The sequence below is a fragment of the Bacteroides sp. 1001136B_160425_E2 genome (assembly GCF_015559655.1).
GTDB classification, from domain to species: Bacteria; Bacteroidota; Bacteroidia; order Bacteroidales; family Bacteroidaceae; genus Bacteroides; species Bacteroides luhongzhouii.
Window position 1 is genome coordinate 173794 of the sequence record NZ_JADMQH010000008.1, and the last position, 14376, is coordinate 188169.

Sequence of the window (14376 nt, forward strand, 5' to 3'; positions counted from 1 at the left end):
ATTCATAGATGAATAGACTTATTAGATTCTTGCAAAGCCATAAAAACAAAAGATGCATAGTCGCTATCTCTCATGGGACGTTCTCATACATCCTGTTACTTTGCCTTCCTCATCCAATGTATAAGTACCACTCACTACAAGCCACATAGGAAGATTAGGTATATTATTATAACTATGTAACCCTATGATGTTTTTTTCACCAAGTACATACCACAATATTTTCTTGTGATGCGTTTTGAGATAATCCAATAGGGCATCCTTCCGGACTAAAAGATAGTTTTTTGACTTCTTTACGACTCCTGCATCGAAACAAATCACCTTGCCTTTTTCATTTAAGAATATCCCTTCTTCGTCTGCATATTGCATCCTAAGACCATCAAATAACTGTTTTGAAGGCATGAGACAGTAAAAGGATGTTTCTTTAGAATGATCTTCTTCTGCCTCCCACAAATAACCGATTGTGGTTATCTCTGCATGAGTTATAAACCGATTCGTTTTCTTATCATATATTCCCCTCTTAGTAAGCCCTTCAGTATCAAAATGTTTATATGCTGGTGACCAGTAATATTCACGATAAAACAATTCATATTTATCAGAGCATTCGGGCATCCATCTTCCACCAAAATTTTGTTTCACTGCCCATTTATAAACAAGAGGGAACTTGTCTTCGTCAATGATGCAGCTTCTTACTTGATACCACAGTCTTTTGTATATGCAATCTTTGCCATGTGGTTCATTCCATTCTGGATAACATTCCAATGCAAGCCAATCGCATCCATCAGCATCTGTCAATTCTATAATTGGCTCGGCTGCTGGAATATCATCCTTTATATTAAGCCAATCAGGCATTTCATGCTCCCAGTTAGCATATTTCCCTCCATACCACCAGAAATCTTCTTTGAGGTCTGAATTTTGACGATTCTCATTTACTCTAACAAGAGTTGTTGGATCAATATCACGAACGGTTGGTTCCCAAGTTCCCTCATATTCTACGACATTATCACTCCATGAATATTCTAATTTTTCGAAATTATCTGCTACACGAGCTAACAATTCATGTAAGGCCAGCCACTGATATTTCTTGCCAATTCGTTCATTTGGTATGGTTGAGCGTCCTCTTCCAGATCCAATTTTTTGGTCGAATGTACCATGCTTGTCTTCTCGGTATCCATGCTTGTCAATAATGAGTTTTATGGCCACGTTACTCAGGCGTTCTGCATCAATTTTCCAGTTGCTCAATGCACTTTGAAATGTATATCTTCCAAAATCTCCATAAAGGCCTATGGCTGAATGTTCTGTAAACATGGAAGTAAGCATGTTACACATACCCGGAGAATTCTTGTATTCCCCGCATTCGTCTAATATAGACTTTATTTCCTCATCAGATACATGGGTATAATCAAAAGAGCTATTATATGGCGGTCGTATTTTATTAATATCAATATTCAGTTTTTCTCCTATAAAAATAGCATATTCTATAACATTCCGTGCATAGTCACGCAGCAAGATGTGAGGGTAAACCTCACCCTCAACATTAAATACTGACGAATAAATGTATTGGCACAAACTGGCTAGATATTCTTTTGATTTTGATCTCACAGCGCAGCCTAATGCTACACCATAAAGTCTTTCATGAATATATGGATCATCTGCTTTTGAGAACTTTTCCAAAAGTGGTATAAGTACCTGCATTCTATTATGCAGAAGTTGTACGAGGGCTTTTGTCGCTGTATCGCGTAGTTGTCGATTGGTACTTGCCAAAAACCAAGAAAGTAAAGTAGCTCCCAACTCAGCAGACTCTTCATCCATATTGACCTTATCGCTTTCATCCCATGCCCAGTTAATAATATCTTTTATTATTTCATCCTGATTGCTATAAATGCGATATAATGTAGGTGTCCACATGGCATCCCTGTCAGCTAACCGCATTGGTTCCAGCATTTTGTGAAGATAATCGGCATTATAATAGTTTCCCGGATTAAATGCAACCTCTATAACGGTTCGAATAAAACGGTCTCTGAATTGTTCATTACTTACAAATTCTGCAAAATATGTGTCGAGATGTGAGTCTATTGTTCTTTCCTCTCTCCATATTAAACTAGAAAGAACTGCATTTATAATGGCTTTATTACTATGGAAATTAGGTAATGAATCATATAATTCTATCCCCTTACGTTCTGGCAATAAAATTGCCAGTGATTCCAATAATCCGCCAACTATATAAGGAGATTTTATCGTTAGTACATATTCCTCTAGAGCTTTATCGTCAAATTGTAATTTATCTATTAGATATTCTGCTTGAAGAAAATTTTCAAATCGTTCATATGTGAAATATATGCACTCCTCGTACTTGTCAACCGTATTATAAAAAACATTTTTGCTGAAAACACCTTCAGATATCAAACAGTCCAATAATTCACCTTCTGTAAACACACGGGGATAAATATCGGAAAAGATTTCTATAGCAGTGTCTATTGGCATTTCATGCCTTCCTTCTTTAGCTGTGAATTCTATGTACTTACGGACAGCCTTGTCTACACATTTGATTGATGGAGAATAATGTTTGGCTTTCCTGAGAGATTTTTCAATACCATCAAAAAACAAATTCATTATTGATGTTATACCTTTCACACCATCCGGTATCTTCTTATAACCATTGTTCTTCATTCCTTCACAGAACAAATGTAAAAACAGTGGATTTTTAAATTCGGGATTGAGGAGTGGAACTGAAGGATACAATATACCATATTCCTTAAAATATAGTTGTACGGCCTTTTGTGTATTAGCCCCAAATCCATAATGTCTTGCCCACACACAATAATCATTCCCAAATTCTTCCCATGGAAGTATTGCAGGTTGATATGATGTACGGATGCTTAATACGAGTCCAAGCCACGGATGTTGTCGAATTTTATCAATAAAACTACGGATATTACTTTGCCAAATAACCAGCCCATGTCCCTCATTTATTGCATCTATGAAAATGATGATGCGATGTCCAGTTGCTTCAGCTTTAGCTTCAAGCATATCTAATAATTCTTCCGAAGAACCGCTAAAGTTAAGCATTCTCATCATCTGAGTAAAAGGTTCTTCATCTGTGATGAATTTCTGCCCTAAAAAAAGTAGACTAAACTGTTTTTCTATTTTCCTTTTTTGTACTGCATCAGCCATCAAATGCGACTTCCCGACTCCGGCATCTCCTTCAAGTATTAAGATTGGGTCATTTATCAACCTCATTATATCTTGACACAAATTGTTGTAAACGTTTAAAATATCTACACCTAATGCATATATGTTACGCGATGTTCTGTTCTCTTCTTCTGTTACTTTTTCTTTCTCAACAATATTGTTGGCAATATCTTGAACAGCTTCCCCCAGTGACATCAATGCTGGTAATAATTCATTGAGTGCTATTCTATCTATACCGATGATATTAATCTCCTTTACTTGTTTAATTACATTGCGAGCATTCTCTACCAAATTAAGAATATCTTGACAATGCTTATTCTTCTCTATTTTTCCACATATATCTTCTGTTATTTTCAGTTCTTCATCAAAGAAACGTCTTAGTGAATTTCCTCGTGAAAGCACCTCAAAATATTGAACAGGCTCAACTGCAACATTCAATTTAGGCGTATACCGTTTACCTAAATCTTTTATGGAGTCTGCATTAAATCGCATTAAATCTTCATCTGTAAGTTCTTGCTTCCCAAACCAAAATCGAAGCAGGCCTTGATTAGAAGACTTTTGAAGTCTTTCTATTAAGTCTGATGCCCACCAAAAATCAAAAGCAACATGAGGATTAATCTTTGACCATCTTTTCACATATCCATCAATACGTTCTTTCATGCTCATCCTGCCAGTGACATGAGCATCTGAAGGATCTGTGGGTACTGCTATGACATATCGCTTCAAATTAGGATGGGAATTGAGAGCCTCTTTTACTGACTTATCTATTTGTTGATATTGTGAATCTTCGAAAGCCTTACAAAAAAATTTAGCCTGCCAAGCTATAATACTTCCATCTTCAAGAATCCAATAACATTCTACTCCTCCATCGGGTTTTCCGTTGCGCACAAATTTTTTTGAATATCGAATATCCTCTCGGCGAGCCAGTTGGCACACGAACTCCTCAAATCCCTCATTTGCAGACCCGTACAAGAACCTAATATTATTAAAATCAATATTAAACATAAATGCTACTTTTGTTATAGTTTTTATTTACTCATGTGCGTAATGCCCAATTATCCTTTTCTCACTCTTGCCTTATACCCCTAAACAATATCTTTATATATTGAATAAACTCTTCTTTATTACCAACAACAGCTTTGGCAAATGTAGATGATTTACAACCCTTTATCCATTATAATTATTTTGTCCAACTCTTCAAAAGTAGTGTCAATAAACGTGTAGTTTATCATCTTGCTTGTATTGATGGGATGAATATCGGTATATTGTTTACGCAAGTAGCGCAGTTCGAAGGCTAAGCGAAGGTCATCGGCACTTTCTTCTCCATCGGTTTGTTTTGCTTCCTTTGACGTGATAGTCCTAACTCGCACAATTTCATAGACATCACATATCCCTTCTCCTTTGAAGTAGGGCATGAAGTAATGTAGATTTTGCAGAGCAATAGTAGTTGGAAAATGACTACCTGTGTAATAGAGTGTGGCATTACCATCCTTGAAACTTTGCAAATAGCCTTTACGGCTGCTGTTTGTAACAAGACCTATGAGTACACGGTTTCCTACTTCTACGAATGTTCCCTTTTGCGGTATCACTTTAGAGATTGTTTCTTGTGATTTTGTGGTGATAAGTTGTTCAACGAACTGCTCCAATAGCTGGCGATTATGTTGGTCTTTAGGACGAAGTGGGAATGCACCGATGTTCACTTCGTCTATAGTCTTACGGAACTTCGATACAGCAACATCGGTTGGCTCGCCATCACCCGGGAACAAAATATAACCACCTATCACTTCCTTTTTCAAAGTATTCGATTGATAGTCTTTATAATAGATGGCATCACGGTATCTGTGCATTTGGTTGATAGCATCTTCCGGTGGAACGTCCACACCGTTTTTGTCTTTCCCGTCAATACGATATTTCGCATCAAACAGATAAGTCATTTTCATTCCTTCTTGCAAATCGTTCTTGGTCAGTTGCAGGACAATATCCGGCTTTTGTGGCACTGTGCGCACCACAAGATCTTTCATTCCAATGTCACTATTCCCCTTGTCTGTGTTCTTTGGATTATAGACTAATTCAGCCAGTTCCACATTGTCTTTCTTGAAAAGGATACGGGAATGTTCTCCTTTGCCCAAATCCCACGTGAACAGGCCATTCATTTCCATACGGTTTTTATGGTCTATATCTTCATCAGACAAATGAAGTTTTTCCTTCACAATATGGCTCACTTCTATGAAACACCATATCTCGTAGAGTGTCGCTATATCTTTGGTTTGCAAACGGTATATGCCATCATTCAAAGAATAAGAGCGGCGGAGCAGGCTCCACGTGCGATATACCTGACTGTAGCCGGTAGCTTTCTGCAAAACCAAACTTTCCTGATTCATTCCTTTGTAATTTCCTACTGTACGGAAGAAGGGATTTCGCTGCAAGTGTTTCAATATAGCCAATGTGGCTTGCATGTCATCCTTCATCATATCCGAAGCATTCTTTACCGCTTCTATGCGCTTCTTCAAAACTGCGTATTTATCCGTAATTTGTCCAATAGCGAATTTCAAGAACCTGTTTTCCTGCGTGTCATTTGTTCGGACGCGTTCTTCTACACGATATAAGTGAGAGCTGTCCTGTCTGTGTTCTGCCAATTCGTTTTCTATGCAAGAGGGGACAAATGTCAGTTTATCGGCACGTTTGTAAGTCTCTTTTCCGTGTAACCGATGTCTTGGGCGGTCAATGATGTTTTTGCAGGCCTTGATGAATTTCTTTTGCTCATTGGCAAATACGCTCCACCAGATTATTTCCGGGGTCTCTCCGCTTGTATCGGGCGAAAAGCCATGAAAGGTTCTTCGCATATAGTCGAGCGAAAGCATTCTGTACTCTTGTTCAATATCCTCTATAATGGCTTTCCAATGCTCGTGATAGTTGAGCTTTGTGCTCAACACTTCAAAAGAGAAGACAAAACTGCGGGTTTCTGCTCCCACTTGATACATGAGTTGTATTTCGCTGCGACCAACCTCATTGCCATAATTCAAGAAACCTGCCAATATCTGTCTGCGAAAAGTGAATTTTTCATTTTCACTCTGGAGTATGGAGCCAAACTGAGCCTTTTTCACATAGTTCTTGAATTCCACCCAAATAGGATAATCGGCGTTGTCGAAAAATATGGCAGGAGCTTGTTGGCTATTTTCAATCGCAATTTCTTCTCCAATATAGTTGCTCAGGATAACAGATGATACGCCTTCTGACCAAGAATAAGTGGAGTGTAAGCATTCTTTTCCAATATTACTCTTGGCTTTATACCAAATGTCATCGAATTTTGCGCATTCGACAATCATTTCAAAATCCTGATGCTTTATGGTGAGCAGTTCCATCGTCCTTTGCAAATATCTGATTGTTTTTAGCTCCAGAAACTTGTATAGCCGGATGACAACCGTTCTTGCATTTCTTTCAACTTGGCTATGGAAACGGATTCTATTTTCTTATCTTCTCCGGTCAATGCTAACAACTGCGCTTCGATAGTAGTAATCAGTCTTTCAAGAAGTGAATGCTTGACTTTTGTATCATCACCTTCTATTCGCGACAAGATTTTCATGCTTGTTATCTCGTCCAATGCGGTTGCTATGACCTCATCCTCACTGAACTCGTTTCCGTTTTCATCCATATTGTAAGGCAAGTTGTTTACCACATAAAGCAGGAATTCGTTTCGTGTGCGGTAAGCAACCTTGAACGGAGTGCCATTAAGGACATCATTCACAGCTTGCAAATAGGTCAATACCTTATTACAAACATCCTCGTTATCTGCATATACATCCACACCTTCTACAGCTGTACCGATAAGCATATCGCTATTCAGCTTACCAATACGTTCATATTTGCTGTCCAATCCGGCATACAAATCCACTTCATTCATTTCTATGGTCATGGCACGGTCAAGTACCTTACGTGAGAATGAGAAGGTTGTTTCATCCATATTTACCGTACCCACTACGATTAGATTCTGTGGAATGGTGATACCCTCTTCCAAAAAGCGGTTCCTTAATGCTTCATTGTCTCCTGTCAGTTCGGCTGTCAATACCCGATACCAATCCTCTGTACTTTTTTTCAGGATAGGGTCTGTTGTAATCGTACCGTCTTCGTTGCTTTTACGAGATTCTATCACACTAAGAAATTCCGCAAAATATTGTTCGACAGGAGCAAGATTCATTTCATCCAGACAAAGGAAATAAGGAACATCCAGGTTCTCCCAAGCCTTTGTGATAAATCTTAAGAAATCGCCAATCACATATATGGGTTTTCCACTGACACGACTCACATATCCCATAAGTTCAGTGGAATCATGCCAATTGGGTTTTACCTGAATCATCTCAAAATTCTTAGGTTTCTGAGCTTTATATTCAGTGGAATCTTCGTCCCAACACGCACGGGCCAATTCACGGACAATACGGCTTTTGCCCGTACCGGATATACCGGCAAGCAAAAGGAAGGGTTTAGTCTTTATAGCCATGATAATGTCTATATAGTGATAGTATTGGAAATCTGTACGTTTTTTGTCTTTAGTGTCAAACATTCTATAAATTTCTTTTGGAGAAATCTTAGTTTCCTCCTGTGATAAACTCAATCTCCCATACTTTGCTATATATTCCGTAAAATCAGAATCTGATGGTAAAAACTCATTTAATAAACTAGTGGAGTAGTTTATGGCTAAACAATTCTTGATTTCTGATCTGTTTATTTCAGAAATGCTAAATTTATATTTTCTGCATAACCATATTGCAAGAGCGATTCTGCACTCTTTGTTTTTTATATATTTCTTTATATTCTTGTAGAGAGTCTCATTTATGGATAAAACTCCATTTTGTACGTTAAATAATGCAGCATCTTTCGTCCTACGTGGGAAATCATGTAAAACTACAGGATTTGCAATAGACTCTTTTACTACATTTACGGAGAAGAAATTGCTTCCGACTTTATAATCTTTTTCGTCTTTTATATCAGTGAAAAAGTTCGATGTATAACAAGACCCATCTATACTTACAACATCTCCTACATAATTAATAAATAACTCTCTGTCTTCTTTTTCCTTTGTATCGCAATTTTTATTGGTTTTTAAAACAAAATGGTCTAATGCGAATAAATACCTGATGGCACTTATAAATTGGGTGGCACCTTGACTTGAAGGGCTGTCTGTATTGTGTGACAGTATTTTATATGCTGTCAATAGGGATTTTTTATCAATATAAGCCATATCTATTATTCATTAATTGGGAGGAATCTTAACAAAGCGGTTGCTGTAATCCAGCCAAGTATTGGAGGAACGGCATTACCAATAACTTTATATCTAGCTGCTAAAGGTATTGCATTAAACAAGTAGTTATCAGGGAATGACTGAATTCTTGCACATTCCCTAACAGAATACCGTCTATTTTTAATGGGGTGAGTAATTCCACATTTGTCAGGTTGCGCAGAAGCTGTAATTGTACCGCAAATTTCTCCAAAAGCAAATCGTCTAAAAAATTTTGGAGCATGATAACGTTTAGGGTTATCATAGATATTCCTAAATCGTGGAGTCAGCATTTCGTAGGGTATGTCTTTCCATGATTTTCCTTCCATACATATTGTAGGTAAATTCGTATGGGAATATCCGTCATAAAAATATTGGAATCCTTCAATGCCGTGAGCACAGCTTCCGATTAAATTTACTGTTTGTTGTGTTCCTGGGCTAAATTCCCATACTTCATTATCAGGTAAGTTTTCTACACCTTGTAATATTCTTCCTAATACCAGTTCTTCGATGTTCCCATAATGTTCGGATGGGATATTGTTTTCTTGAACAATTGTTTTCAATAAGTTGAAATCAAAATGTCCAAGATTCAACTCTCTATCTATTCCAACCATTAGAACACGATAGCGTTTTTGGGGAACGCCGTAATCAGAAGCACAAACTAATTTGTATGAGACATCATAACCTAAATCGCCCATGATTCTAACGATTTCTTCAGGTACACTATTGCCATTTGCTACATGTGAAGATAGAATGCCTCTAACATTCTCAAACAGAAATGCTTGAGGACGATGGCCAGCCTCAATCTTTGCAGCAATGATTCTATGACATTCTTCAAATAATGTACCTCTTCCGTTTTCATCATCCACTCCTTGTCTTTTGCCTGCATTAGAAAATGGTTGGCATGGGAAACCGGCTAAAAGTATATCAAAATCAGGTATATCATTAGCATCAATATCTCTAATATCAGCTAAAAGGCAATTGGCTCCATCATTTGTTAATAATGGGTTGGCATTATAACAAGACTGTGCGTCTTGGTCAAAATCATTTGCAAATACAATTTCTGTATCTAATCTCTCATAATCGTGTCCTCTGAATGCAAATCCTCCGGTAAATCCTAAATCAAGACCACCACATCCGGAAAACAAAGATACTATTGTCTTAGGCATTTGTACGTATTAAGTTAAATATTTTTTATTGACCACAATAAGTCCTTAGTATCCACTTCAAGGACTTTTGCGATTTTCACTAATGTCTCCAAGTTCGGTTGCATGGTATTTGTGCACCATTTTGACACAGTTCCCGGATCTTTTCCCAACTGTTCTGCCAACCATTTATTGGTGCGTTTCTTTTCTGCTAAAATCACCTTCAAACGATTTATATCTTTATTCATACGTTCTATGATATGTTTTGAATGCAAAGGTAATCATTATAATCGAAAACTTATTCCAATTATAATGATTTTCTGACAAATATATGTCGGAAAACAGCTTTATATTGAAATATACTTCAATGTGTGTATCGGAAAACTCACTTGGATTGGTTCTCTTTTTCCCTTCTCTCTTTTACCTTTTCCAATCCTGGCATCTTTTTAGCCAATACACTTTCTCCTGCAGGAAAGTAAAGTGGAAAGACCTGAGATAAGAAACTTACAATATCACTACGCTTCTTGCCCATGTTGAAAAAAGTAGAACAAACAAAGTACATAATATCTTGCTGACTACATGTATCTTTTAGCTGAATGGTTATTGAGGGTGTGATTATCAAACCGTGTTCTGCAAATGCGCAAGCACTGGCAAGAATAGCTTTCTGTTCTTCTTCGGTAAACATCTTTATTTTCCCTGCGAACCATTCAAGTTCTCTCTGCTGAAATGCTTGTTGCTTTTCATTCTGATGTTCCAATAGAATTGCTACATTTTCTTGTTGCTTTTCGGTCAAGGCATTTTCCAATGCTTGATTCTTTCGTTTAAGGACATTGAATTTCAGCAATGCGGCAATGTACATACAGAAATACCCTACTGCAATATCGAATATCAGGACAAGCAGATAATTGTTGCTTGAATTTTGGGTGTCTCCAGCCATATATTCATTGATGGGAATAACTGTAAATAGCATGATGATAGCTATTGCATAAAGCACCCTGTATCGCGTTTTATGGTTTACCTGCGGTAAGGAGGCAAACAAAAAGGCGATAATCAAAACGGCAATTATAGCACTGAATGGTATGAAAGATGTTACCATATGTTTATTACTCAGTTTGAGGGTTAACAATAATGCGCCAATAGCCAGCTTTATCAGAACCTTCATGAGCCAAAATCTCCATATCCCTAAGGCTTTTGATGTTTTTCTCTATGGCACGTTTAGTTACACCAATTTTATTAGCCATATTATCGGCTGTGATTGATGGGTCAGAAATAACAAGGTCGATTATCTTTTGTGCAGTTTTACTGACCTTCTTCGGTGTTTTCGATGTATCTCCGAACCTATATGCATTTACACCGAACTTTTTCACCGAACCTTTTTCGTTTACACCGAACTTTTCTGCATTTACACCGAACTTTTCGACCGAACATTCTTCGTTTACAGGGTACTTTTTGAGGGTACTATTTACCCTATTGGCCACTTCCTCAACTGGTATTCTACCGTTCTCGCTCCAGTTCAGATTATAGAATGTGGTATAGAAAGAAGTCGCTTCCGTTTGATATTGTGGCTCTTTCCCTTGCAAGAAATTAGGCAGCTTCTCTGTAAGTTCCCGCATTTTCCGTAAGCCGGAACCACGTTTCTCCATATAGTCCAACTGTGTGAACACATTCGCAATGACGGGATTGCGGCGCATGGAAGGCACTTTGAATATGTCACGGTCTTGAATCTGTGTACCGTCAAGCATAGCACCGGGTGATACCAATTCTACACGGTCATCGTAAATGTCAATATGCACTTCACCGCCCATTACCGTATAATCTCTATGGATAAGATGGTTTACCAACCCTTCAAAGATGGCACGGTCGGAATAGTCAGGGAGATTCAGACGATAGTTCGGCATCTTCACCCATCCGCTCATGGTGTAGTTCTTGATGAAGTCCATGCCGTATTTCAATAGCAATACTAGGTTAGCCCGGTGTTCTACGGAACTGATGGCGTCATCCTTATAGAGTCCAGTCCAACGGGTGCAGAAGATACGCGATTGGAATACGGTGCAATTATCCACGAACAATAATCCGGCATTGGTCAGTTTACCATCAGGAGTAACCAGACCAAATGATTCCAGATACTTGTCATTCCATTCCTGATGGGTTTGCTCGCGGAAGGTATTGGCAAGGATAATGAACGAGCGCTGGCTGGCATCCACTTGTGTAGGCAGTGAATCCCATGTCATGTGCGTACCTTTCAATACCAGCGAAAGAAGTTGCTGCGAATTACACTCTACACTTTCATTGCCAACCCGTACATACGCGGTACGTGTTCCGTCCTGATAATAGTAATAAGGTGTAAGCGTTCCAGCCTTTACTTTCACTTCAAGCAAAGAGTGCCCTTCATGTTCTATCGGAATAAGTTGAACTTCCGGCACAGGGTCAAGTCTCGCTTTGATGGTTTCACTGATAAAGTCAGCATCGGATTGTGGATTCTCCAAACCTACAATCACTCCATCGTCGTTCACACCATAGAACAAACTGCCACCATCCGTATTGGCAAAAGCCGATACAGATTTAAGCCATGACTTCACCTTCTTACGTTCCAGCATTTCCTTGAAATCGTAAGCCGAGCATTCCGCTATCAATGTATTGTTTTGAATTTGCATTGTTTCCTTATAATTGTTAGGGTACAACTCCCCAATATCATGTACAAAGGCAAGGATAAAAGTGGAGATTCTGTTAAAATTGACACAGACTTTTGATTTTTATGCGTTTACATCTCTTTATTTATGAATAAAAATCGTACTTTTGCAATCAAGAGCTGTGGTTGCTTATGGATGCTTATTTTCGGATTTGCGATATAATTGCAACACGTGTACGCAAGTTGCTCATACTGAGATAATGTTGATTTTGAGGAAGTGAAATAAGATCGCTGAAAAAGACGATTGAAATAAAATAATAGAAAAGAGCTGAAAGTTATAAACTTTCAGCTCTTTTTGTTTTTGAATAACCATTGTTTTATATCAGGTTGTTTGAAAAGATACCTATATGTCTTTTTTTTAGGGCGATTTGTCGAATAAATTTTTTAGTAACGAGAATCTAACGTATCTTTGGTATAACAAAATAACATTTAACGGGTATGAGAACAATTTATCTTCTATTATTTCCCTTGTGTTTGTTTTTTATAGTATCCTGTGCTGAAGACGAAGTAGATCCTAACTTCTCAATAGAGAATGTCGGAGATGTCGTGATGGGTTTGGCTAAAGGTTCGCAGGTAACAATCAGTTTTACGAGTACCCGTGAATGGAAAGCGAGTACGGCTGCCGATTGGTTTACAATCGCTCCGGCTTCGGGGGAAGCGGGGACATGCGACATTGCGCTTACAGCTACCAGTGAGAATGTAACAGGAAGTGTACGTACAGCGATGCTTACATTGACTTCCGGGATGTTGACGCAAGACATAACCATAGAGCAGGAGGTGGCAGAATTCGTCAATCTGGAGCAGAATACATATAATGTTCCCGCTGAAGGTGGAGAACTGGATATTAAATTTTCTACGAATATAGCTGAAGATGAATTATTGATTTATGGTTCTTTGGGTACTGGCACTTGGCTAACGCAGGAAGCAAAAACTCGTACATCATCTTCCTACATGCTTAACCTGACTGTACTGCCTAATACTGATGGCGTTTCACGTATCGCTTATATCTACTTTGTGAGAGTGACAGATATGGAATCTATGGTAGTGGAGATGGTTACTATTATACAAAGAGGTAATGTTACAAATGAATATACTGATTATTCGTCAGATAAAAAAGTACGTATTCTGCAGACTGCAAAGCTGGGAAAAGGTCTTCCTATTGTGCTTATGGGCGATGGATTTATAGATACTGAAATTAACGATGGAACTTATGACGTCGTTATGGACAAAGCTTTTGAGAATCTCTTTACGGAAGAACCTATCAAGTCACTTCGAGATTATTTTAATGTATATGCAGTAACTGCGGTTTCGAAACACAATCTTTTTGGTATAGGATATGAAACAGCGCTTGGTTGTGAACTGGCGGGTGGAAACAGTACGGGGATTTCCGGTGAAGATAATGCTGTACAACGTTATGTACAATGCGTGGATAATATAGATATGAAACATTGGCTGTTGTAATTCTAAATTCTCCTGCGTATGCAGGAACTACTTATTTTGGTTATACTAATCAGACGAAAGTGGTTGAGTTTGCTATTGCTTATTGTCCGGTGATATATGATTTGCAAAGTGAAAGTTTCAGGCAGGTACTTGTACACGAGGCTGTTGGACATGGCTTTGCCAAATTGGAAGATGAGTATGCTTATCAGGAAAATGGGACTATTTCTTCTAAAGAAATAAAAAATGTTCAGTATCTGCAGACATTAGGATGGGCGCAGAATGTTGATTTTACATCCGATCCATCTCAGGTGCTTTGGTCGGCTTTCTTGAGTGATAATCGGTATGCGTCAGAAAAACTGGGAGTATTTGAAGGTGCATGTACTTATATAAAAGGTGCGTATCGTCCTTCAGAAGAGAGTATGATGAATAGTAATACCGAGGGATTTAATGCTCCTTCCCGTAAAGCGATATATAATAAAATAATGGAAAGAAGTTTGGGGAAACAAATGGCTTATGAGGAGTTTGCCGCATTTGATTTGCAGAATAAATCACAAACGCGCAGTGCTAAATCAACTGTAAGACCAGGTAAGCCATTCACGCGTCCTCACTTTGTAAATAGAATGTTAGATAGGTAAAGCAGA

The 14376-nt window shown here is 38.2% G+C and carries 7 protein-coding genes and 1 pseudogene; 1 reads left to right on the forward strand and 7 read right to left on the reverse strand.

From position 1 onward, the window contains the following. Positions 1 to 63: 63 nt before the first annotated feature. From I2I04_RS10110 to I2I04_RS10140, 7 genes are all read right to left on the reverse strand, one after another. Positions 64 to 4194 carry a hypothetical protein gene (locus I2I04_RS10110; RefSeq protein ID WP_195654942.1) on the reverse strand — a complete coding sequence of 1377 codons (4131 nt, stop codon included), beginning with the start codon at positions 4192 to 4194 and terminating at the stop codon, positions 64 to 66. Positions 4195 to 4346: 152 nt separating this feature from the next. Further along, complete coding sequence (locus I2I04_RS10115; protein ID WP_255553077.1) at positions 4347 to 6563, reverse strand: DUF2357 domain-containing protein; 2217 nt, start codon at positions 6561 to 6563, stop codon at positions 4347 to 4349. 14 nt (positions 6564 to 6577) lie between these two features. Next, positions 6578 to 7747 carry an McrB family protein gene (locus I2I04_RS10120; protein WP_229126968.1) on the reverse strand — a complete coding sequence of 390 codons (1170 nt, stop codon included), beginning with the start codon at positions 7745 to 7747 and terminating at the stop codon, positions 6578 to 6580. A gap of 683 nt (positions 7748 to 8430) precedes the next feature. Then, complete coding sequence (locus I2I04_RS10125) at positions 8431 to 9630, reverse strand: DNA cytosine methyltransferase (RefSeq protein WP_195654943.1); 1200 nt, start codon at positions 9628 to 9630, stop codon at positions 8431 to 8433. A 14-nt stretch (positions 9631 to 9644) separates the two neighbouring features. Then, positions 9645 to 9854, reverse strand: coding sequence for a helix-turn-helix transcriptional regulator (locus I2I04_RS10130; RefSeq protein ID WP_065538137.1), 210 nt, complete (start codon positions 9852 to 9854; stop codon positions 9645 to 9647). 137 nt (positions 9855 to 9991) lie between these two features. After that, positions 9992 to 10702: a hypothetical protein gene (locus I2I04_RS10135; protein WP_195654980.1), complete on the reverse strand. Its 711-nt coding sequence runs from the start codon at positions 10700 to 10702 to the stop codon at positions 9992 to 9994. Positions 10703 to 10709: 7 nt separating this feature from the next. Continuing rightward, entirely contained in the window at positions 10710 to 12260 is a 1551-nt protein-coding gene (locus tag I2I04_RS10140) for an RNA-binding domain-containing protein (protein ID WP_195654944.1), read from the reverse strand. 473 nt (positions 12261 to 12733) lie between these two features. On the opposite strand from I2I04_RS10140, the pseudogene I2I04_RS23505 reads away from it, so the two are divergent. Beyond that, a pseudogene (locus I2I04_RS23505) lies at positions 12734 to 14370 on the forward strand (M64 family metallopeptidase). The last annotated feature ends 6 nt before the right edge of the window (positions 14371 to 14376 follow it).